Raw genomic sequence first — 25,335 nt, 5'->3', positions numbered from 1 at the left:
AGGGGCGATCGCCCAAAAAAATACTAAGCAGCTTAGTTTCCTCCTGAAACCCAGCTTCTAAAAACCTTAAAAATTTTCCCTCTGATTGCGTTAGCCTACTTAGAGGAAAAACACAGTGGCATAGATGTCAGATATTATACCATTTTCAATAAGCCTTTTAAGGGCTGGTTAGAAGGGGAGCATCTCAATGAAAGCAGCCAAGCTAGAAATTGGAGTTTTGAGGCAGGAGGCCCGAGGCTGCGGGGCAGAAGGAAAGAGAAAGAAGGAAGGAGCCAGAAGAAGTATTTTTACAAATATGAGATGCTCCCGGTTAGAAGAACCCCTCCGAAGAAAATTTACTCTTTGTGAAAGGGGCCGGAAAGCTCGTTCTTGAGAACCGTTCAACATTTGAGATAAAGTGCATTGTAATTGTTGAACCAAAGAGTTTTTAACTGGAAACGGCGGGATTTGTGGCTATACAATTCTTTATATGCTATAATAGTTGGCTACACTGCCTTCTGACAAAAAACAAGGTATATGATATCAGTTTTGAGTCCACCCGCAAAGCGAAACGGCTTTAAAGTTCTTCTGGTCGAAGACAATCAAGCAGAAGCCGAGCTGATTGAAGAATTATTATTAGAAACAAATGTTAGTAGAGCCGAACCCCAAAGGCTATCAGTAAGTTGTACAGACCGTCTCAGCAAAGCGCAGCAACTTTTGGTCGGCGAACATTTTGATGTAATTTTACTAGATCTTTCGCTGCCCGACAGCCAAGACTTAAATACAATTGTCAAAATACAAGAATATAGCCTAAATACTCCGATTGTCGTACTGACTGCCCGCAACGATGAAGAGCTTGCCGTGCAGTCAATCCAAGCCGGAGCTCAAGATTATCTAGTCAAGCGAAAAATCGACAGCGAAGTGTTAATTAGATCGCTTCGTTACGCAGTCGAGCGACAGCACAACCAAGAAGCTTTACGAAAAAGCGAAGAAAAATATCGCTCGGTAGTCGAGAATTCTCTAGTCGGAATTGCGCTTCTTGCTCCTGGGAGTTCCCCCTCAGCACCAGAAAAATATGAGTGGTTGGAAGTAAACGATGCTTTGTGTGATTTGCTGGGATACGATCGCCAAGATTTTTTGCAGGAGAATTGGGAGAGGTGGGTTTTTCCTGAAGACGTGCAGCCTAGTTTAGAGCAGTTAAATAAAATTTTGGCAGGGGAGAGTGAAGGCTATGTTTTAGACCAAAGGTGGCGCAGAAAAGACGGGAAAACAGTTTATACTAGAGTTTCACTGCGCTGTATTCGCGCCCTAGACGGCTCGATCGATCACCTAATTAAAGTAGTCTTAGATGTGAGCGATCGCTATCGTTACGAAGCTCAATTAAAAGCATCAGAAGAGTTTTTAAATCACACTATTAATTCTACTCCTGACCCAATTTTTGTTAAAGATGAGCAGCACAAATGGATCGTTTTAAACGATGCTTTTTGCAATTTGATAGGAAAAAGGCGATCGGAACTGATTGGCAAGTCAGGATACGATTTTTTCCCCCCAGCACAAGCGGATTTTTTATGGCAACAAGACGAGCAAGTATTGCAAAGAAGTCTTTCTCAGGAAACCGAAGAAAATTTTACCGATAGCGGTGGCAAAAAACTCATTATATCTACTAAAAAAACAGTATTTAACAACGCTGATGGTCGTAAAATGTTGGTCGGAACAATGCGAGATGTGACTGACTACAAACGCCAGAAAATTGCGTTGCAGGAAAGCGAAGCTCGATTTCAAATCATGACCGACAACGTGCCGGGAATGATTTATCAATATCGGCTTTATGTAGATGGTAAAACATCTTTTACTTACGTTTCTTCTGGCAGTTGGCATATCTACAATTTAAAACCAGAACAAATAGAAGAAAATGCCAATTTGGCTTTTGCAACAGTTCACCCAGACGACATCTCAGGCTTGCAGCGATCGATCGCAACTTCAGCGGCGACTCAGCAAGCTTGGCAACACCAATGGCGGCAAGTTATGGGCGATCGAGTGAAATGGCTGCAAGGCGCGTCGAAGCCAGAAAAGCAAGCCAACGGCGATATAGTTTGGGACGGTTTGGTGATGGATGTTACGGAATTGAAACAAACCCAGCAAGATCGCGATCGATTTTTTAATCTCTCGCTGGATTTACTTTGCATTGCAGGTTTTGATGGCTATTTCAAGCGCTTAAACCCCGCTTGGTCAAATGTATTGGGTTATAGCAGTGATGAAATCTTAGCCAAACCTTTGATAGAATTAGTGCATCCAGAAGACCTAGAAATTACTGTAGCGGAATTAGAAAAACTTAAAAAAAGCCACCCCGTTATTAGCTTAGAAAACCGCTATCTTTGCCAAGATGGTACTTATAAATGGTTGTCGTGGACAGCATCGCCTTTTGCAGAAGAAGGTTTGATTTATGCAGTGGCTCGCGACGTTACATTTAGCAAGCAAGCTGAAGCTGAATTGCGTAAGAGCGAAGCCACCAACCGCGCTCTTTTAAATGCGATACCAGACATGATATTTCGCTGTCGGGCAGACGGCACTTTTGTAGACTTCAAGCCGGCAAAAGATTTCGAGAATATTCTCCCACAAAAAGCACTAATTGGCAAAAAAGCACAAGACATATTGCCGGCTGCTTTTGCTGACAAAATCTTGTCTGGCCATCAACAAGCGATCGCCACTGGCGAGATTCAAGTTGTAGAATATCAAATGCCCGTTAATAATGAACTGTACGATTTTGAAGCGAGAATTGTTTTCTGCACGGATGAAGAAATTATCGCGATCGTCCGCGACATCACCAATCGCAAACGTTTTGAGTCAAAACTGCATCGGCAAGCAGCCGCAATGGCTGCCGCTTCCGAAGGTATAGCCATAATCGATACCGACGGACTGTTGATTTATTGTAACGCAGCCCGACTAAAAATCTACGGTTACGACTCTCTCGAAGAAGTGTTAGGCAAAAGTTGGAAAATATTCTACGAAGGTGCAGAACGGCAAAGGTTTGAAGAAAAAGTTGTGCCTACTTTAGTGCAGAAAGGTTGGTACATGACAGAAGCAGTAGGATGCCGCCGCGACGGATCGAAAGTTCCTCTAGATGTATCGCTGACAATGCTGCCCGACGGGGAAATCATTTGCATTGTTCGCGATATTTCCCAAAGAAAAAAAACAGAAGCAGCACTGCGGGAAAGCCAGCGATTCATTCAACAAATTGCTGGTGCCAGTCCTAATATTTTGTATGTTTGTGACTTAATTGAAAAAAAAAATATCTATGCGAATGCTTCTATCTACCACATTCTTGGCTATACAGTAGAGGAGATTCAGGCAATGGGGCCGTGGATGATGTCAACTTTAATCCACCCCCAAGATTCAATCAAAATTCCTGATTATTTACAGCAAGTCGAAACAGGCAGCGAAGGAGATATCTTTGAAATTGAATACAGAATTAGGCACAAGGATGGTTCTTGGCGCTGGATGGTTAGCCGAGATACTGTATTTGCGAAAACAGCAGACGGTAAGTTAAAACAAATTCTCGGCACGGCAACTGATATTACAGAAAGCAAGCAAGCAGAAGATGAAATAAAGCTGTTGCTGGCCGCAACTCAAGCTATTAGTCAGTCTGCCGATTTTCACAGCGCCCTCCCAGATATTTTGCGGTTGCTGTGCAATGCGATCGGCTGGAATTTTGCGGAAGCTTGGATACCGAGTGCTAACGGTACTTTTTTGGAACACAGCAAAACTTGGTACGCTAGCGAGCGCGATTTAGATACGTTTGGCCGCGAAAGTAAAAAAATTAGATTTGCCGCCGGAGTGGCAGTACCTGGACGCATTTGGTCAACCAGTAAGGTAGAATGGATTGAAGATATTTCTCTAGCCACAAATCATCTTTTTGCCCGATCGCAAATGGCGAAATTAGTCGGATTGAAAGCTTGTTTCGGAGTGCCAATTCACGCTAGTTCAAAAGTGCTGGCAGTTTTAGTATTCTGCAAGCGCGACCGATCGATTATGGAACCGCGTATAGTAGAGTTGGTCAAGGCTGTAGCGACTCAGTTGGGCGATCATATTCAGCGCAAACAAGCCGAAGAAGAATTGCGTAAAAGTGAAGAACGCTGGCAGTTAGTTCTCAAAGGCAATCAAGACGGAATTTGGGATCTGAATCTTCAAACAAATGAAGCTTTTAGATCGGCCCGCTGGCAAGAAATTATCGGTTACACAGACGGCGAAATCGACAGCAACAACAGCGCATGGATCGATCGCATCCATCCAGACGATCGCTCACGAGTCCAAGCAGCGATCCAAGGTTATCTCGATCGCCAAACCCCCTCTTACGCCGCCGAATACCGCTTGCAGTGCAAAGACGGTAGCTATAAGTGGGTGCTCGCGCGCGCTCAAGCAGTCTGGGACGAAGCCGGAAACCCTCTGCGGATGGTGGGTTCGATGACGGATATTAGCGATCGCAAAGCAGCAGAATTAGCTTTACTGCAGGTCACTCAAGCCGTCGAAAGTACCAGCGATGCGATCGTGATTGCCGACTTGAAAGGGCGGTCTATTTACCACAATCAAGCCTTCATTCAGCGCTACGGCTACACGGTGGAAGAACTCAATGATATTGGCGACATGACCGCGCTTTATGTCCGGCATAAAAATTACAAACAAATCTATAAAAGCCTTCGCAAAGGTCGCTCTTGGTGTGGCGAAGTTTCACTGCAAACTAAGAGCGAAGAAGCAGTTACTGCTCTGGTGCGAGCCGACAGTATTCAAGATGTTAATGGGAATTATATCGGGTTAATTGCAGTAATTACCGATATCACAAAACGCAAAGAATCTGAAGTAATTTTGCGCCAAAAGTTAAAACGCGAACAGTTGGCAGTAGCTATGCTGGAACGCATTAGATCTTCTCTAAATCTCGAAGAAATTCTTACCAAAAGTGTCGAAGAAGTGCGGCACTTTTTGCAAGTAGACCGCACAGTTATTTACCAATTCAATCCTGATTGGAGCGGGTTTATCGCTGTCGAGTCGGTTGCCGAAAATGTCCGACCAATTGTAGGAATGGAAATTTATGACCCCTGTTTCGGGGCAGCCTACGTTCCTCTTTACCAAGACGGTAGAATTAGAGCCATAGAAGATGTTCACAATGCCGGCCTCGCCGACTGCCACTTGGGTTTGTTGACTCGGCTCGATGTGAGAGCAAATCTGGTAGTGCCGATTTTGCAAGGCGAAAACTTGTGGGGGCTGTTAATTGCTCACCACTGCACGGGCCCGCGTCCCTGGCAGCAATTGGAGGGAGAGTGCCTAAAACAATTGGGGGTGCAGTTGGCGATCGCCATTCAGCAATCGATGCTATTTGAACAAGCACAAACTGAAATTGCCGATCGCAAACTTGCAGAAGCCGCCCTGCAATTAGCTAAAGAAGCCGCCGAATCCGCCAACCGCGCTAAAAGCGACTTTCTCGCCAACATGAGCCACGAATTGCGGACGCCTTTGAACGGGATTTTGGGATACATTCAACTGCTAAAAGTCGATAAAAATTTTACCGCCGACCAACAGGAAAGTCTTAACAACATTCACCAGTGCGGCAACCACCTGTTGATGCTGATTAATGACGTTTTAGACCTCTCAAAAATCGAAGCTAGCAAAATGGAGCTGTCGCTCACAAACGTGCATTTTTCCACTTTTGTGAAAAGTATTATTGATTTGTTCCAGATGCGCTCTGCTCAAAAAGGAATTGCCTTTAATTACGAGCAGGTTTCAGCGCTGCCAGACGGCATTTTGGCAGACGAAAAAAGGTTGCGTCAAGTTTTGATTAATTTGCTCAGTAATGCCGTTAAGTTTACGAACAGCGGCAGCGTTACATTCAAAGTCGGTTATGCAGAAGATTTCCCCGATAATTATCCTCAAATCAACTGTGAAAATTCTAGTTTGACAGCGGAAATTGCCACTAAAACAATCAATTTGACCGCGAATTTAGACGCGCAGCAAATGTCTAACCCGCCGCTTGGAACAACAGAAGCGCGCTCGGTGACAACAGACCATACTGGCCCTGCCCCTACCCCTAAAATTCGCTTTCAAATCGAAGATACCGGCATTGGCATTTCTCAGAATAAATTAGAAGAAATATTTTTGCCTTTTCATCAAGTGGGCGATCATAACAATTTCGTCGAAGGTACGGGACTGGGACTTTCCATCAGCCAAAAATTAGTCAAAATGATGGGCAGCCAAATTCGCGTCCAAAGTACCTCCGGCAAAGGCAGCATATTTTGGTTGGATCTAGACTTGCCAGCAGTCGCCCCGTGTTCGGAACTCCCCTCCCGGCAAGAAAAAAGGCGGCTTGTAGGTTTTATCGGCACCCAGCGGAAAGTGCTAATCGTGGACGATCACGAAGTAAATCGCGCCATGTTGCACAGGCTACTTTTTCATTTAGGCTTTGAAATTTCAGAAGCTACAGACGGCGAAGACTGCTTGCACAAAGCACAGGAATTTCTACCGGATATAATTTTAATGGATTTGCTGATGCCCGTAATGAACGGTTGGGAAGCTACCAGGCGGCTGCGACAGTTGCCGGAATTAAAAGATACGGTTATCCTTGCTTTGTCCGCTAACGTTTACGAGACTACCAAGCAAGAGAGCATACTTGCAGGTTGCGATAATTTTCTCACCAAGCCGATTCAAACTAATGAGCTTTTAGAATTATTGCGCCTGCATTTGAGACTAGAATGGGTTTACGAAGAAAGATCGCAAACCAAAAAGCGGACAGATCAAACTGCAAAAGCATCTTCTGAGATTGCTGCTGCTGACTCAACGATGGTGTCTCCTGCCTCAGAGTCAGTCTTGGCGTTGTTAAGATTGGCTGCAATGGGCGATATTGAAGCTATTCTGGAAGAAACTGCTAAACTCGAACATTCTGACCCGACATTAGTGCCTTTCGTTCATCACCTGCGCCAACTTGCAAAAGGATTTCAGCTCAAGCAAATTCGAGATTTTTTGAAGCAACATTTGTCATAAAATTGACGGTAGCTAACAGACAACTCAAAATCAGTTAAATCTCGCGCCCAGAGTACCATTCTCAATTAGGTGTTCTGGCCTCCCGCGAAGCGACAACTTAATGTGCTTGGGCGGCCCGGACTCGCCGCCGGCTCCTCAAAGGGTTATTGCAAATAGAAGCATCTAGGAAGCAACGGGGTTTCTAGAGCCGCAGAAAATTCATTGAATCCGATTTAACGTCACAACCCACAACTCAAAAATCAAAAATTTGAATGTTTCCCTTGAATATGAACGATAAGAATTCCGAAAGAAGCATCATACTAATTGTCGATGACAACCAAACAAATCTTGACGTACTTTTCGAGTTGTTAAGGAATTACGGGTTTAAAGTATTAGTCGCTCTAGACGGCGAAAGTGCGATCGAGCAAATTGACTACATCCATCCAGACTTGATTCTTTTGGATATCATGATGCCAGGAATTGACGGTTTTGAAACTTGCCGACGTTTGAAAGCAGACTCGTCAACGCAAGATATTCCCATCATATTCATGAGCGCCCTTTCCGATACGCCTGATAAAGTAAAAGGCTTTCAGACAGGAGCAGTTGACTACATCACTAAGCCTTTCCAGCACGAAGAAGTTTTGAGCCGGATTCAAACCCACTTAACAATCCGCAGCTTACAAAAAAAACTCGAAGAAAAAAACCTCGAACTTGCCCACCTCAACCAAAACCTGGAAAGACTTGTTGAACAAAAAACCAAGCAATTAATCAACCAGGAAAAAACAGCCATCATCGGACGTTTGACTCAGGGCATGGTTCACAATCTCAAAAGTCCGCTGCAAGTGATCCAGACTAGCGTCGATTTGATTGAAACAAAAGCCACACAAATTCAAGAAGACTCTCTGTTTAACTATACTAAGTATATTTTTCAAGCTGTCACAAAAATCAATCAGATCATGGATACTCTGATGATGAAAAGCCGAAACGAGCAAAAGCAAGATTTGCACCCGGTGAATATCAACGATTTAGTGCAGCGAGAAATTCAGCTATTGGAAGGCAACCTGTATTTTAAAAATAAAATTAGAAAAAAATACTTTTATGACGAAGAAATTGACAGCATTCCCTTAATTTATTCCTATCTTTCTCAAGTATTTTATAATTTAATCAATAATGCAATGGATGCTATGTGGGAAAAGAAAAGCAGAGAAATAACTATCGTGACTCGGCAAGACGACTCGAACATATACATGGATATTGCAGATACAGGATGCGGCATATCATCTGAAGATTTGCCCAAACTTTTTGACCCTTTTTACACATCCAAGCCACCTAAAGGCGAGGAAAAAACCGAAGGTGAACCGACAGGAACTGGCCTAGGACTTTATACTTGTATTGAACTTTTAAAACCTTTTAACGGTGAGATTGCTATTAGCAGTAATGTCGGTCAAGGCAGCGTGTTTACAGTTGTGCTGCCCAAACCGCAGAAAAATTGAGCCACTCAACAGAGTTAAATTATGTCGGGTTAGACAACCATAATTAAGTTTGTAATTAAAAATGTAGCAAGGAATGCAAGTTTTAGTTACTCGATCAAGAGAAGACTTGCATTGCTAAATACAAACAAGCGCTAGTTGCGGACAATTAACCGGACACAATCTCAGAGCGTATTTTGTAAATCAACGGTAATTCTCGTAGGTTAGTAGTAATACTATTTCAAAAACAAATAATTTAACTTTAGGCAAGCTTTAAACGGCTATTTAAAATCTAAAGTTTCAAAGGCTATCAGCAATGCCAATCCTGATTACTGCGCGCTCTTTTGACTTGCCTCTTGCTATTCCCCTGCCAAAGGTTGTAAATTAAAATAGAGTTGAGTTGCAATATTGGTAAGACTATGATAATTTTGGGCCACTAGGTTTAGGGCCAGGCGGAAAACTTGCAGCGAACAACTCAATTCTACAAATAAATCTGCGCGGTCTGCAAGCACACAGCGCACTCTCAAGCGTGCGGTTCAAGTTCCCCAATCATCAGCTAGGTAGCTGCATCCGCTGCTGATTTTTTTTATTCCTAAAAAATAGCAAAAGGATACCCGTAAAAAAAATGCTAGTTTACGCAACAGCCAAACCGCGATAGTCATCAGTCATCAGTCATTCCAAATCTAAAATCTAAAATCTAAAATCTAAAATCTAAAATCTAAAATGGTATGACATCTGTTTTTGAGTCAACTTTAACGCCTGGTTTAAAAATTCTTTTAGTAGAAGATTGTGCAGAAGATGCAGAATTCATTCAAGAACTGCTGTCTGAACCCCAACTAAGACAATCAATTGATGTCACCAATGTAGTCCGCCTCCGGCAAGCGATAGAAATTTTAAGCGACCAAATTTTTGATGTAATTTTATTAGATCTTTCACTTCCTGACAGCCCAAAATTTAATACTTTTTTCCGACTTCAAGATTGCGGTATCAATACTCCGATCGTCATTCTGACAGCGGCAGATGACGAAGAACTGGCTGTGGAGTTAATTGCCGCCGGGGCCCAAGATTACCTGGTGAAAAGACAGGTAGACAGTCGGCTGCTGGTACGGACGCTTAGGTGCGCGATCGCCCGCCAGAAACGGCAAGCAGAATGGCAAAAAAGTCAAGAAAAATACCAGCAGGTTGTTGGCAATATCAAAGAAGTCGTTTTTGAAACAAATACTGCTGGCAATTGGACTTTTCTCAATCCGGCTTGGACGGAAATTACCGGATTTACAGTTGATGAAAGCTTAGGAACTTCCTGTTTGAGTTACATTCATTCTGAGGATCAATACCAATATTTAAATTCGTTTAGAGGTCAAAGACCAAATCAACAAGCATCCTGTTGTTACCAAAGTCGATATATTACCAAAAAGGGCGAAATTCGGTGGGTAGAAGTGCAAGAATTTTTTATTTTGGGCGGGAACGGCGAGGCGCAGGGGACGACAGGAACTATCAATGATATTACAGATAAAATTTTAGCACTTTCCGAACTCGAAGCTAGTAAAAAGTTTTTGAATTATACAATCGATGCAGTTGCAGACCCACTTTTTGTCAAGGATGAACAGCACCGCTGGATACTGTTAAATGATGCTTTTTGCAAGCTGATCGGAAAGCAGCGCGAGGAACTGCTGGGCAAATCGGATTATGACTTTTTCCCAAAACAAGAAGCTGAGATTTTTTGGCATACTGACCAACAAGTTTTTAGGACGGGGAAAGAAAACGAGAGTGAGGAAATATTTACGGACGCCAACGGTACAAAGCACATTCTGTCTACTAAAAAAACTGTCTTTGAAAATACCGACGGCAGTAAAATTCTCGTGGGGATAATTCGAGATATCACTGAGGATAGGCGCAAACAATTAGCGCAGCAAGAAAGCGAAGCTAGACTTCGGCAACTTGCTGCCAATTTACCGGGAATAATTTATCAATTTCGTCTCTCAACCGACGGCAAAAAAAGTTTTCCTTATATTTCTTCTGGCAGCAACTATTTATTTGAATTGGAACCAGAAAATATTCAGCAAAATCCTCAACTACTTTTTAATTTTATTCATCCCGACGACCGTCAAAAATTTGAAGAATCTATTGCTGTTTCTGCCGCCAATATGCAGCCCTGGCAGCAGGAATGGCGCGCGATTGTACCGTCGGGAAAAGTTAAGTGGATGCAAGGGGTTTCGAGACCGGAACGAGTTGATTGTCCGACTGAAATAGGGCAGGAGGGGGATATAGTTTGGGAAGGCATGGTGCTGGATATTACTGATTTAAAACAGGCCGAAGCAGCTTTGCGGGAGAGCGAAGCCAGATTTCGATCGCTCGTTGAGAATATCCCAGGCGCTATCTGCCGCAGCTTGTACGATGCTAAGTGGACGATGGTATTTATTAGCGATGAAATTGAGGTAATTAGTGGGTATCCTGCTGGGGATTTTATTCGCAATAACGGCTTGAGTTTTGCGACCATTGTTCACGAGGCAGACAAGGAAATGGTCGATCGACAAATCAGCGCAGCAGTAGAGTCGAAACAGCCGTACAATCTAGAATACCGGATTGTTCGCGATGATGGGGCGGTGCGGTGGATGTCGGAAAGAGGTAGGCCAACTTACAATCTAGAAGGGCTAGTTTTGTGGCTCGACAGAGCGATTTTTGACATTACCGATCGCAAACAAGCCGAACTGACTCTGTGCCTGGTAACTCAAGCTGTAGACAGCGCTAGTGATGCGATCGCGATCGCAGATTTGGATGGTTATTCCGTTTATCACAATCAAGCATTTATTCAGCGCTACGGCTATACAGTTGAGGAACTAAATAATGCCGGCGGCCCAGCAGTAATGTACCCCAAATCTCAAGACTTGAGAAAGTTATTTAGGGTACTGCGGAAAGGTTTTTCCTGGGAAAGTGAAATTGAAATAAAGAGTAAAAATGGCCATATTATAGAAACTTTTTTGCGAGCAAACTGCATTAAAGATAGCGCTAGTCAACCGATAGGAATGATAGCCATCATTGCCGACCTCACAGAAATAAAACGCACCGAATCGGCATTAAAACTCAGTCAAGAGCGATTGCAGTTGGCGGTTTCAGGCAGCTCTTTGGGGCTGTGGGATTGGAATATAGCTACTGGCGAAACTTATTTCGACTTTTATTGGAAATCAATGCTAGGCTATGCAGAAACCGAAATTGAAAATAACCTCAAAGGTTGGGAAAGTTTGGTGCATCCCGAAGACCGAGTGAAGGTAATGGAATGTTTAAATGCCTATGTGGAAGGTGAGACTGATATCTATGAATTTGAATTTCGGATGCTCAACAAAGCGGGCAATTGGCAGTGGATTCTGGCGATGGGCAAGGTAGTCGAGTACGACGAATGGGGTGCGCCGTTGCGGATAACAGGCACTCACAAAGATATTAGTGCCCGCGTTGCAGCAGAAGCCGAAAAAACTCAGTTAATCGCATCTTTGCAACAACTTGCCGAACAGTTGCAAGCAGCGCAAAAAATAGCCCGCATCGGCAATTGGGAATTCGATAGGGAGGCAGGAGTTATTACTTGGTCGGAAGAACTGTTTCGAGTTTACGGCCGAGAAGTGAATCGGCCACCGACAATGGAAGAACTTTTAGAGCAAATTCATCCCGATGACAAAGAAAGGTTTTCACAAGTTGTGCAAAACGCAGTGACTGAAGGGACAGCTTACGATATCGACCACCGCATCTATTTTCCATCAGGAGAAATCAGGCACGTTAACGCTAAAGGACAATCTGTTAAAAATGAGTTGGGTCAGGTGGTGCGGCTGTTTGGCACGGCAATGGACATTAGCCATCGCAAAAAAGCAGAAATTGCTTTACAAGAAAGCGAACAGCGATTTCGCGCTGTATTTGAACAAGCGGCAATTGGCATTGTTAAAGTGTGGCCAGACGGTCAATTTTTGAATGCCAATCAAGGGTTTTGCAATATTGTCGGCTACTCGGAATTGGAGCTGAAATCACGAAATGTTGGGGATATTTCTCACCCCGATGATGTAGCAGCCGATGTCGAGTCGCGCGACAGACTGTTAGCTGGCGAAATTTTTAATTATTCCCTTGAAAAACGCTTTATTCGCAAAGACAGTTCATTTGTTTGGACTAATATGACTGTATCTTTAGTGCGGGATGGGTTTGGGCAACCTAGCTATGTAATTGGTGTGATTGAAGATATTAGCACTCGCAAACTTGCCGAGGCTATCTTGCGCCAGCAATTAAAGCGAGAACGCCTGGTGGTAGGAATGCTGGAACGCATTCGCTCTTCTCTCAATTTAGAAGAAATTTTGACAAAAACTGTTGCTGAAGTACGGCAATTTTTACAAACAGATCGGACAGTAATTTATCAGTTTAATCCCGATTGGAGCGGTTTTGTAAATGTCGAGTCAGTGGGCAAAAATTGGCAGGCTATTCAGGGGATAACTATTGACGATTCCTGCTTTGAAGACCGCTATGCTTCTGCTTATGAACACGGTCGTACTGTAGCTGTGGATGATATTTACCAAGCTGATCTTTCCGAGTGCTACATTAATTTATTAAGTCAATTTCAGGTGCGAGCTAATTTGGTAGTGCCAGTTTTGCAAGGTGAGAAGTTGTGGGGCTTATTGATTGCCCACGAGTGCGCGGGCCCCCGCCACTGGCTGGAAATTGAGGTCGAGTGTCTCAAACAAATTAGCGTGCAGTTAGCGATCGCGATCCAGCAATCAATGCTGTTTGAGCAAGCACAAAGTGAAATTGCCGATCGCAAACAAGCCGAGTCAGCTTTGCAGGAATCGGAAGCGCGAGAACGTTCAAAAGCGCTAGAGTTAGAAACCGCTATTAACAAACTGCAAACGACTCAAGCTCAGCTCGTTCAAAATGAAAAAATGGTGAGCTTGGGTCAGTTAGTTGCTGGTGTTGCTCACGAAATTAATAACCCTGTTAGCTTTATTCACGGAAATATCAATCCGGCTCGCAATTACACTTTAGATTTGCTGGAATTGATTAAACTTTACCAGCATTACTTTCCTAATCCTCCAGCCAAAGTCTTGGAGAAAATTGATGAAATAGACTTGGATTATATTGCTGAGGATTTCCCGAAATTGTTTAATTCGATGCAAGTAGGAACCGAGCGAATTGTCGAGATTGTGAAATCGTTGCGTAATTTTTCCCGATTGGACGAGTCCGCTGGGAAGTCGGTTAACATTCACGAGGGAATTGATAGCACTTTGATGATTTTGCAAAATCGGTTAAAATCTCACAGCAGTCATGGAGAAATTAAGATAGTTAAAGATTACCAACTATTGCCACAAATTGAATGTTTTCCTGGCGAGTTGAATCAGGTATTTATGAATATTTTAATTAATGCGATCGATGCTTTGGAAGAACGGGACAAGCTGCGTTCGATCGAGGAGTGCGATCGACATCCCAGCACGATCGCTATTCGCAGTTATCAGGCGGCTGCCGACTTCGTAGCGATATCTATTGCGGATAACGGGCGGGGGATACCGGAGTCAGTGCGATCGAGGCTGTTTGACCCGTTTTTCACTACTAAACCTGTGGGCAAGGGTACGGGTTTGGGATTGTCGATTTCTCACTCAATTATCGTCGATCGCCACGGCGGCAGATTGAGCTGTATTTCGACACCGGGTGAGGGAGCGGAGTTTTTGATTGAAATTCCAGTGCGGCCGAATTTAACTGGTAGCAATTCAAATTTGGGGCAATAAATTAGCAATTGGTAATTAGAAATTGGGAAGGGGAAATGGGTAATATTTCACATCTTGCACCATTCTCAAGAACAGGCTTTTCGGCCTGTTCCACAAAGACTAAATTTACTTGTTTAGGAACAGGCCGAAAAGCCTGTTCCTAAACAAGTAATATCATGTCCGGTAGATTACCAGAAATCACGTAGGGGCGGGTAAACCTGCCAATATCTGCCAATAATTAACAATCTCAAAAACCCGCCCGGCCGGGATATTATGGTCAATCGATCGGACATGATATCAAAAAATTATTATTCTGATGCAAAGGTCAACAATATAAGTTATGAGTTGTGAGGCGTGAGTTAAAAATCAAACACGATATTACAAATTACCAATTATATCAAATCCGTTAGCATCGGAATAGTAAATTCGAGTTCACTGTTGACTGTTGACAGTGAACAGTCAACAGTCAACAGTCAACATCATTCCGGTGTAACCGGAAATGATATTACCTTCAACTTTTACATAAAAATTGGGGAAGATTCCGAATTACTGCTGGCGTGACAAATGCGATTTTTGCCTTCGGTTTTGGCTTGAAAAAGGGCGCTGTCAGCGCTGCGAATTAGGGCATGGGGAGATTCCTGGGCAGAAGGAATCGCTGTCGCAATGCCGCAACTGAGAGTAACGTAGGGGCCGATCGACGATCGCGCGTGGGGCAGTTTCAAGCTGGCGATGCCGTCGCAAATTTTCTGGGCGACAGCGTTTGCCCCTTCGGCGCTAGTGTTGGGCAGAACTAGGGCAAATTCTTCGCCACCGTAGCGGGCAGTCAAATCCCCAGCCCGGTTGGTGGCGCTGGCAATCGCCCCGGCAACTTGGCGCAAACAATCGTCCCCGCCCAGGTGCCCATAAAACTCGTTGTAAAGTTTAAAAAAGTCGATGTCCAACATAATTAAAGACAGCGAAAGTTTCTCTCTTGCCAATCTGCGCCACTCTAAGCTCAAAACGCGATCGAACTGGCGACGATTGGCAATGCCAGTCAGTCCGTCAGTAGTTGCCAGTTGCTGCAATTTTTGATTGGCTATTGCTAGCTTGCGGTAAAGTTGAGATTGTTCGATCGCGATCGCCACTTGATTTGCCAAGTGCTGTAAAAAATCTATTTCCCACTGCTGCCATTCCCGGACACCGCTGCAATTGTATGCTGTCAGCATTCCCCACAAACTATTGCCATTTTCTGCGATCGAATCCGACAAATTTTTACTGTGCGCCTGCGGTTTGCCACTCGCGTGGTGCCAGATATAATTTTCCGCTGCATCTTGATTGTTCTCCACTTCCCAAACAGTGGCTTCTTGTGTTTCTTTTGCCGTTTCCCAATCGCCTGATTGCCAAATTGGTACGCTGATAACTGCTGCAATTTCACAATCTGTCAACAATTCTTTGCAACTGCCAGCCAAGGGGGCAGTGTTGACATCTGCTATTGCTTGTACCGACTGGGATTCGACTAAAACAAAGCATGACACCGCCAAAGCAGCATTAATATTTTGGTTTTCAATATAACCTTCTGGCAAACCGTCACCGGCGACGATCGCACCTTTTTGCTCTTCCCCGTCCAATTGAGACACCCAATCCTGACAGCGATAAATTAAAACGCGGTCTGTTTGGAGAAATTGGCGCACTTCTGCAACGGTACTTTGGAGAATGCTTGCCGGATCTATTGACGATCGAATATGTTCGATCATTTTGCCCAACAGCCGCTGTCGCAGAGCCTGCTGCCGCAATTGTTCTTCGATTTGCTGGCGTTCGATCGCGTAATGGATTGCCCGCACCAGCAGAGTTCGGTGAAATCTTCCCTTTACCAAACAATCTTGAGCGCCCCAGCGCAATACCAACCGGGCAATATTTTCATCGTTGATATCTGTCAGCACCACAATTGGCAATGTGGGCCATCGCCCTTTCAAAACTGCGATCGCCTCGCTTCCCCTCAAGCTGTCTGACACTGACAAATCTAATAGTACGGCGTCAAACTTTTCTACTTCCAGACACCCGACTCCTCTCTCCAGAGACGTAACAGTTTGGAGGAGAAATAGAGACTCGCTGAATGACCCTAGAAGGTCTTCGATCATTGTCGGAGCTCCGAGGTCATCCTCAACCAACAAAATTTTCAGACATTGGTGACGTGTTAACACAACTATAGCGTTCGGAGCGGGTCGAAGGCAACTTTTTTCTTTTGAGAGCGATACTTGCGATCGGCAAATATTTCTGCTTATCAAATTCACTATACACTCAAACTAGGCATTTAGCGCCCCCTTAATGCTTACATATCCGGCGGGAGTGAAACGATTTCAAACCAATACTCACATAAAGTCTTCATTACTTCAAGCAAGCCTTCAAAAGTGACTGGTTTGGATATGAAAGAATTGGCTCCCAAGCGGTAGCAAAGCAAGATATCTCCTCTGCGGTGGGAAGTTGTGAGCATTACAACTGGAATTTGTTGCAAATGGGGGTCAGCTCTGATCGAAGTTAGTGTTTCTCGTCCGTCCAGCCTCGGCATATTCAGATCCAAAAGTATCAAGTCGGGCTGATGCCAATTGCTGCTACCAAGATATTGACCGCGACGGTACAAGTAGTCTAGCACTTGTTCTCCATTTTCCACAAATTCGCTCGTAATTGCTAATCGAACTTCTTTCAGTGCTTCCTTAACCAAAAAGCGCGTGTCCTCGTCATCGTTTGCTATTAAAAGAGTAAATTTTTTCTTTTGATAATTCACGGCTTTGCCTCACTACCAAAGTCTTTTGTGAGGTTGCGGGACTTTGAGCCGTGTCTGAGTACCTGCAAAGTATCTCTTGCCATCATTCGGTAAATATGGCTGAGAACACTGAAATTGTGTTGCCGTAATTTACCGTTTTTCTCCATTTGCAAAGGTTTGCGAATCATGCTTGTTTCACTTGGCAGTCTGTCCGAGAACCTGCAAACTGCAAACACATCACAAATCCTTCTCTGCGAACTACTAGGGAAACTATTGCATCCCAAAGCAAGATGCTCTGGATACAGTTGAAAAAAATTAACAAGTCTTGCGCGCACCGCTGATTTATAAGTTGTATAAGAATAGAGCTAATAGATTTATATTGATAGATTTTTAGCTCGATGTCATCAGTGAATATGCTACACTTTATAAGCCTTTTTGTAAAGAAAAGATAAAGATATTTAAAGCTTAAGTAAAGGACGGGTGACAATCAAGTAATTGGGTGACAAGCCCCCGGATTCATCCGTGGATCGAGAAAAAAGTTCCGAATCCTCATCACAAGCCCCCGGATTTATCAGTGAGGTCGCTTTCTTCAAATCTAAAATCTAAAATCTAAAATCTAAAATCTAAAATCTAAAATCTAAAATAGATTGACTGCTTGAGGCGAACTGCTGACTTCACTTTGGTATAGGAATAGAAAAATAAAAAGTCGAGCCTCGATTGGGTTCTGATTCTACCCACAGGCTGCCACCATGCCGATCGACAATTCTTTGACAAATCGCTAAACCGATACCAGTTCCCGAATACTGTTTTTGGGTGTGCAAGCGCTGAAAAATCTGAAAAATTCGCGGATGGTACTGTGAGGCAATCCCAATACCATTATCCTGCACTGAAAACACCCAGCTATCCCCCTGACGCGAAGCGTCCACCTGCACCACGGGCGCCGCACTGCTGCGGTACTTAATAGCGTTACCAATTAAATTTTGAAACAGTTGCAGCAGTTGAAAACAGTCACCTTTTACCCTTGGCAAATTCCCCCTAGTAACTGAAGCTTGATTCTCGCGGATGGCCAAATGCAAATTAGCACAAGCATCCTCAAAAACCCGATTGCAATCTATCATCTCAAAAGGTTTCTGACTTCGACCTACCCGCGAATACTCCAGCAAGTCATCAATCAGCGCCTGCATCCGCTCACAAGAATTAACAATATTGCGGATAAATTTATTTCCTTGGGCATCAAGTTGGTTGGGAAAGCGTTTTTCTAATAGTTGAGCGTAGCCGACAATCGTGCTCAAAGGCGCTTGCAAATCGTGAGAAGCCACGTAAGCAAACTGTTCTAGTTCGGCATTAGAACGAGTTAATTCTTGAGCGTAGCGGGTTTGAGTGTCTAAACTCTCTTGCAGCAATTCTTGTACCAGCTTGCGTTCGGAAATATCCTCGATCGCACAAATCAAATACTGTAGCGTCCCCTTGACATCGCGCATTGCCGAAACAGTAACATTTGCCCAGCGCACTGCCTCATCTTTGCATAGCAAACGCTTTTCCACAGAAAAAGTTTGAATCTTCCCAGATAACAGCGAGCGCAGGTATTCTCTGTCCGCTTCTCTATCATCTGGGTGAGTAATTGCCTCCCAATTTTGCTGTAACAATTCAGATTGTGCATAGCGGACAATTTGACAAAAGCCGGGATTGACCCCCATAAATTTACCACAAAGCGCGGTTTTAGCTATGCCGACCGCAGCTTGCTCGAATATCGCGCGGAAGCGTTCTTCGCTGTCTCGTAGGGCAATTTCTGCTCGTTTGCGCTCGGTAATATTACGAAATGTTACTGCCAGACCATCGTTTAATTTGACCGCCACAATGTGCAGCCAAACAATTGTATCTCCCTCCTGTTCATAATAAAATTCCTGGTCTACAGTTTCTCCTGTTTCTACTACAGAAACATACAAATCAAATAACCTTTTATTGCTAACCTGGGAAACTTTGGCTAACAAATTCTTGCCAACAATCTCATGTAATAGCACACCATAAAATTTTTCAGCAGCCGGGTTGATCAAGAGCCACTGGAAATCTACAATATTTCCCTCATTGTTGCGGATCGCAGAATAAGCAACCACACAGTCTAAGGAACTATTTAATATGCTAGCAAGCAGCGACTGTGACTGTTGCAGTTGATAATTTTGTTCTTTTAATTGCTGTTGCAGTTTTTGCAAGCGGACTTGCTTATCGATGCGCGCTAAAACTTCTTCTACTTGAAATGGTTTAGTAATATAGTCGGCGCCTCCTACTCGAAAAGCTTGTAATTTATCGTTCATTTCATCTAATACACTTAAAAATATCACCGGGATTTGTTCGGTTTCCGGTGTCGCTTTCAGTCTCCGACAAACTTCATAACCGTTCATTTCCGGCATTCTAATGTCGAGCAAAATTAAATCCGGGCAATGGGCGATCGCAACATTCAACGCCAGTTGACCGGAAATAGCTCGGTAAACTTGATACCCCTGGGATGTTAGCAGTTTGGATAAGAACCGCAGATTGCTTGGTTGGTCATCAACCACCAATACTTTAATTTCGCTATTATCCATTTATTTTAAACTCGATTGAGTTAAATCCATTATCTTGTCGAGTCGATAATCGGCAAGCAAATCTTTTAAAGCCTCAGCTAAAGTTGGATGACTTTCCCAGATGCGATCGACAAGTTGAATCGCCAGCTCTTCATTAACATCATTAGCTGCGTCATGGAGTTCCTTCACCCAGCTTTGAGGCATTTGAGCCAGCAGCCCTCCGAAAAATGAATCGGGTTTTTCGTTCACACAATAACGCCGTAAAGCCCCGCCTGGGAGCCGGGGCAACTCTTGATAAAGATAGCGCACTCCCAAGTAGCAAGCCATCTTATCAAAAAGGATTTGTTCTTGAAAAGGTTTCCGCACAAAATCGTCGCAACCTGCGGCGATAATTTCGCCTTTTTTTTCCTCAAAAGTGCTAGCAGTCAGAGCAATAATTACAGTTTGCCACTGAGTTTGTTTCTCTTTCGCTCTAATTTGTCGGACAGCTTCAAAACCGTCCATTACTGGCATTCGCGTATCCAGCCAAATTAAATGAGGCTGCCAACTTTCCCAAAGTTCAACCGCTTGGTAGCCATTTTCCGCTTCTCGGACTTCAAAACCAATTGGTTGCAACATTTTAACCAGCAGCAGCCGATTTTCTTGATTGTCGTCAACTGCTAAAATCCGATAAACCGGTTGATCTGCTTCTAGTCCGATCACCCGCTGCAATGTCGCCATTGTTATTTCAGACGAAATAGCGGCAAATACTCGGATATTAAATTTAAAACTGCTTCCCTCACCTAAAACACTTTTTACCCAAATATCCCCACCCATTATCTGCACGTATTTTTTAGTAATTGTTAAACCCAATCCCGTACCATCAGCCGCTTTTCTCCCCGCTTGTGTTTGCACGAAAGCATCAAATAAAGTATCAATTTCTGCTGCTGCTATGCCAACTCCCGTATCTTCAACTTCAAACAAAATTAATAATGGCTCGACTGAGGTATAGTTAGGATGAATTTCTGATTCTGGCGGCTGTGGCTGGTTGCTTTCCACGCTCACCCGCAGCCAAATACGGCCCCCGTCGTGAGTAAATTTCATGGCATTTGCCAGCAGGTTAATTAAGCAAACGCGCAGCTTTTTTTCGTCAGTTTTTATATATTGGGGAACATTTGCCTGGACGGAAAATCTCAGTTGCATTTTTTTTGTTTCAGCTTTGATTTGAAACATTTCTTCGAGAGTGTCGAGGAGTTGATAGAGGTCAAAGCTGCGTTGATCTAAGCCAATTATCCCTGCTTCTATTTTCGACAAGTCTAAAACATCGTTAATTAGTTCCAGCAAATGTTGACCGCTGCGGTTAATAATTCGGAGATTTTCGAGATTTTCGTGGCTGAGCAAAGAGTCGCGACTCATGACTTGGGTAAAACCAAGGATGGCGTTCAGGGGAGTCCGCAATTCGTGGCTCATGTTGGCAACAAATTGACTTTTTGCTAGGGAGGCAGCGGCCGCTGCTTCTTCGGCTTTTTTCCGTTCTATTATTTCTTCTTGCAGTTCTTTATTGCGATCTAGCAATTGTTTTTTCAGTCTCTGGATAGTCAGTTGGTGTTCGATTCGCGCTAAAACTTCTGCTACATGAAACGGTTTTGTGACATAATCTACCCCTCCCACTTGAAAAGCGGTTAGTTTGTCCAATACTTCATCTAAAGCGCTGATAAAAATAACGGGAATTTCGGATGTCTTCGGATCTTCCTTGAGCTGTGTGCAGACTTCGTAGCCGTCCATTTCCGGCATTTTGATGTCGAGCAAAATCAAATCGGGACAACCAGAGCGCGCGGCCCTGATTGCCATTTTGCCGTTAATTACGCCGCGGACTTTGTAGCCCCGATCGGACAGCGTTGCTGATAAAACTTGCAAATTTTCTGGAGTATCGTCAACAATTAATATGTTGCCTTTATTTTCTTCTATTTGATTGTTGGTCATCGATCGCTATTTTTTGTTAATTTAAGAATTGTTGAAATTATGAAAACTGGTTAAATACTCATTATAGCACTCCCTCCTCAATCAACTCCTTTTATATTTACAGAACTTATCCTAGTTAAGATTTGAGATTAAACAATAGGGAATGACTGATGATTAGCAGGGTGTGAAGCTTGGCTACAAGTAAATTAGTCTGTCGCCCCCAGGCGAGTTTACAAATAGGCGATCGACCTACATCATCAATAATCCTGAACCTGCCCCTATTATCTCTTCTTTTTTCATCCTTCAACAATTTCTAAACTCGTCAATCAAATCGAGAATCCGATCGCACCGGAAGTTATTCGCCAAATCGGCGATCGCGCTGCGGAAACTAGCATTAATAGGAGGAATCGACAACAACAGCCGAAAAATCTCCTCGTTATCAACCGCATCCGCCGCAGAATACAATTCATCAACCCATTCAGTAGGCATAGCTTCCAAAAATGAAGTATTCAGCGTAAAAGCCAAATCAGCCGTTTCAGTTGCCGTGGAAACCTCGGCGGACACCGCAGCATCAGAACTTAGCGAAGCTTCTCGATCATAAACATAGCGGACTCCCAGATACTTAGCCATCTTTTCCAGAATCACTTGCTCCCGAAAAGGCTTCGCTACAAAATCATCGCAACCAGCAGACAAAATTAGCGATCGCTCCTCATCAAAAGCACTTGCAGTCAGAGCAATGATCACAGTTGCTTGACCTTTCAAATGCGCTTTAATCTGTTTAGTAGCTTCGTAACCATCCATCACCGGCATCCGCATATCCATCCAAATCAAATGAGGTTCCCAACTCGACCACATTTCCACAGCTTGAACGCCATTTTCAGCTTCCTGCACCGCAAACCCAAGGGATGTCAGCATTCTGACCAACAGCAAGCGGCTTTCCAGGCGATCGTCAACAGCTAAAATCCGGTATTCTGGCTGTCCGGGTTCCAGACCCACCACTCGGCGAGCTGTTTGAGCCACCTGAATTTCCACTGCATTAGGGAGCGAAACTTTAACATCAAATCTAAAAATGCTGCCGCGACCGAGGGTGCTTGTTACCGTCATCTTCCCTCCCATTAACTTAACGAACTGCTGGCTGATTGGCAAGCCCAAACCGGTTCCTTCTTGAGCTTTTTTACCGCTTTCTGTTTGCGCGAAAGGTTTAAACAAATTGTCCATTTCTTCCGCAGAAATTCCTGAACCAGTGTCTTCCACTTCAAATAGCAAAGAACAATTCTCACTTGGCGAAATTTCTGGAAAATTTTGAATTTTTAGCAACTCATGTTTGAGTCTCAAATTAACACCCCCTTCCGCAGTAAATTTAATAGCATTTCCGACGACATTGATCAATACTTGTCGCAACTTGCTTTCGTCAGTTTCTATGTATTGAGGTAGGTCTGGTGGGCAATCAAAAATTAACTGCAACCCTTTTTTATCGGCTTGCAGCTTCAGCATATTTTCAGTATTTTTTAGCATTTTATGCAAGTCAAACGTACTGTTATTAAGTGTCACCAGCCCGACTTCAATTTTTGACATTTGCAGAATATTGTTAATCAGAACAAGCAAATGTTCCCCGCTCTGGGTAATAATTCCTAAGTATTGCTGTTGGTCGGCATTGAGGTCTGGGTCGCGGGCTAGCAGTTGACTGAAACCGAGAATTGCGTTGAGGGGAGTTCGCAATTCGTGGCTCATATTCGAGAGAAATTCGCTTTTTGCCCTGTTCGCTCTGTCGGCTTCTTCTTTGGCTTTTTGCAGGACTATTTCAGCTTGTTTGCGTTCGGTAATATCGCTAGCAGTGCCTGTTGTGCCGATGATGTTGCCTTCAGCGTCCATGCGCGCGATCGCCTTGGTATTTACATCAATCTTTCGGCCGTCTTTTCCTAATACTATATTTTCGTACTGAAACACATTTTTTCCCGTTAGCAAGCGCTGCTGAAGTTCCCATTTCCAGTCTATTTCTCCTGGAGCTAAAAAATCGCTAAAAGAACAGCCGAGCATTTCTTCAGGCTCGTAACCGTAGATTTGTTTAACTGCTTGGTTCACAAAAGTAATGTGCCCTTGAGCATTGCAAGACCAGATAATATCTTGGGAAGTTTCAACTAAATGACGGTATTTTTCTTCGCTCTCTGCTAGGGCTATTTCTGCTAGCTTGCGTGGGGTAATGTCCATCAAAGTTGTGAAGAGTTTTGTCACTTGCCCTTGTTGGTTGACAACTACTTCTCCTCTGGCTTCGATGTAGCGGATGAAGCCGGCTTCACTTATTTGTGACGGGGAATTATCCGCAGCAATTTGGGGTTCCGGTCGCAGAATTCGATATTCCAAACTGTAAGATTGCCCGCTAGCAATAGCAGTGTCGATCGTTGTTTGCCACTTTTGTCGATCGTCGGGATGCACGTATTGCGAAAACTCAGTTAGTGTTGGCGCAGGCTGGGTTGGATCGAGCCCAAAAATCCGAGATAACTCTTCCGACCAAGTAGTTGTGTTGGCCGATAAATCGCATTCCCAATTACCCACACGGGCGATTCTTTGCGCTGCTGCTAAAGAAGCTGCTACAGCTCGGAGTTTTTCTTCGGCTAATTTGCGATCGCTAATATCTTGAATCACAGAAATCACGCAGGTTTCGCCATGAATGTCAATGATTTCTGCTGACAGCAGCCCGGTTCTGACTCCCCCTGTTTTAGTGCGAAAATCAAATTCGTAGTTGAGAACAATTTTTTTTTCGTCTAACATTTTAAACAATTCAGCGCGGGCTTGTATATTTTGCCAAAGATTCAAATCAAGCGCCGTGCGATCGAGAATTTCTGATGCCGGATAACCGATTGTCTGGCAAAAAGCCTCATTAATTTCTAAATAACGACCGTCATTAAGTCGGGTAATAGTAATCGGGTTGGGAGAAGAACGAAAAGCTTTAGCAAACTTTTCCTCAGACAAGCGCAGTTGTGCAGTCCGCTCCTCGACTAAAGTTTCCAATTCTTGATTTAGCTTTTGGAGTTGAGCATTTTGTTCCGCTAATTGCTTCTCCCTAAAATAGCTATTAATCGCTTCTTTTACCGTCAACTTCAAATCTTCTGACTGCCAAGGTTTCGATATGTATCGGTACAATTTAGCATATTTAATAGTATTCGCCACTGCTTCTAGGTCTGCTTGCCCCGTCAGCATGATTTTGATAGTTTTTGGCGAAATTCTGTGAATCTGCTTCAGCAATTCGTCCCCTTTGATATTCGGCATCAGATAGTCGGAAATCACTGCTACGATTTCGCAGCCATCCGCCAGTAATTCCTCAATTAACTCTAAAGCATCTTCGCCACCTTCAGCGGTTTCTAATAAGTGTTCTTCCCCCAAGGTTTTTTTTAACTCTATTTTCAAACTTTCAAGAATTATCGGTTCGTCATCCACACAAATAATCACAGGTTTATTGTTCATATTTTTGTCAAACCAGATTTTATAGTTTCTACTAATTCTTTGCGCTCCCACGGCTTGTACAGACAACGGTGCAAGTTTGCTTGCTCTTTCACCCGTGCTATTGCTACTTCGTCGGCTTGCCCGGTCAGCAGGACTTTCACAATTTTAGGATATTTTTGATGAACCCTAATCAAAAAATCATCTCCTTTAATCCCTGGCATTAACCAGTCAGATACTATGACCAAAATATCACTTTCATCTTCTTTTTGAATTTCCTCCATAATTTCCAGAGCTTCATCTGCATTTTCGGCTACTTCATAGAGGTAAGCATCCCCAAATTCTTTTTTAAGTTGAATTTTTAAACTATTTAAGACCACAACTTCATCGTCAACGCACAAAATTACTGGTTTAGACATAAAACTTTACTTCTATTAAATTTTAAAAATTGGGGCATTTCCCTCTTTTTTTTATTC

Annotated in this window: 10 protein-coding genes; 3 read left to right on the top strand and 7 right to left on the bottom strand. The window is 43.6% G+C overall.

The features are described 5' to 3' along the window. The first annotated feature begins 516 nt into the window (after positions 1–516). The 3 genes from QUA83_RS17490 (at position 517) to QUA83_RS17480 (ending at position 14,200) form a co-directional block, all read left to right on the top strand. Positions 517–7,005 carry a PAS domain S-box protein gene (locus QUA83_RS17490; RefSeq protein WP_333294719.1) on the top strand — a complete coding sequence of 2,163 codons (6,489 nt, stop codon included), beginning with the start codon at positions 517–519 and terminating at the stop codon, positions 7,003–7,005. Positions 7,006–7,256: 251 nt separating this feature from the next. Next, positions 7,257–8,477, top strand: a complete 1,221-nt coding sequence (locus QUA83_RS17485) for a hybrid sensor histidine kinase/response regulator (RefSeq protein WP_333294717.1) — start codon at positions 7,257–7,259, stop codon at positions 8,475–8,477. A gap of 704 nt (positions 8,478–9,181) precedes the next feature. Beyond that, complete coding sequence (locus tag QUA83_RS17480; protein ID WP_333294715.1) at positions 9,182–14,200, top strand: PAS domain S-box protein; 5,019 nt, start codon at positions 9,182–9,184, stop codon at positions 14,198–14,200. Between the two features lie 497 nt (positions 14,201–14,697). On the opposite strand, the gene QUA83_RS17475 is transcribed toward QUA83_RS17480, so the two are convergent. The 7 genes from QUA83_RS17475 to QUA83_RS17445 all read right to left on the bottom strand — a co-directional run bounded on the left by QUA83_RS17475 (position 14,698) and on the right by QUA83_RS17445 (position 25,278). After that, positions 14,698–16,359 (bottom strand): diguanylate cyclase domain-containing protein, encoded by a 1,662-nt coding sequence (locus QUA83_RS17475; RefSeq protein ID WP_333294714.1) that lies wholly within the window; start codon positions 16,357–16,359, stop codon positions 14,698–14,700. 128 nt (positions 16,360–16,487) lie between these two features. After that, entirely contained in the window at positions 16,488–16,940 is a 453-nt protein-coding gene (locus tag QUA83_RS17470) for a response regulator (protein ID WP_333294712.1), read from the bottom strand. Further along, positions 16,937–17,107 carry a hypothetical protein gene (locus QUA83_RS17465; protein WP_333294710.1) on the bottom strand — a complete coding sequence of 57 codons (171 nt, stop codon included), beginning with the start codon at positions 17,105–17,107 and terminating at the stop codon, positions 16,937–16,939. Before QUA83_RS17465 ends, QUA83_RS17470 begins: the two co-directional genes overlap by 4 nt. 486 nt (positions 17,108–17,593) lie before the next feature. After that, complete coding sequence (locus tag QUA83_RS17460; RefSeq protein WP_333294707.1) at positions 17,594–19,501, bottom strand: PAS domain S-box protein; 1,908 nt, start codon at positions 19,499–19,501, stop codon at positions 17,594–17,596. Then, a complete protein-coding gene (locus QUA83_RS17455; RefSeq protein WP_333294706.1) occupies positions 19,502–21,442 on the bottom strand; it encodes a response regulator in 1,941 nt (646 codons plus the stop codon). Positions 21,443–21,724: 282 nt separating this feature from the next. Then, complete coding sequence (locus QUA83_RS17450) at positions 21,725–24,883, bottom strand: PAS domain S-box protein (protein WP_333294703.1); 3,159 nt, start codon at positions 24,881–24,883, stop codon at positions 21,725–21,727. Then, positions 24,880–25,278: a response regulator gene (locus QUA83_RS17445; RefSeq protein WP_333294702.1), complete on the bottom strand. Its 399-nt coding sequence runs from the start codon at positions 25,276–25,278 to the stop codon at positions 24,880–24,882. The genes QUA83_RS17450 and QUA83_RS17445 overlap by 4 nt, the downstream gene beginning before the upstream one ends. Positions 25,279–25,335 lie beyond the last annotated feature (57 nt).

This window comes from Microcoleus sp. K1-B1, assembly GCF_036704705.1.
Taxonomy (GTDB): domain Bacteria; phylum Cyanobacteriota; class Cyanobacteriia; order Cyanobacteriales; family Microcoleaceae; genus Microcoleus.
Note: the sequence above shows the minus strand (reverse complement) of the source record. Positions and strands in the feature narration are given on the sequence as shown.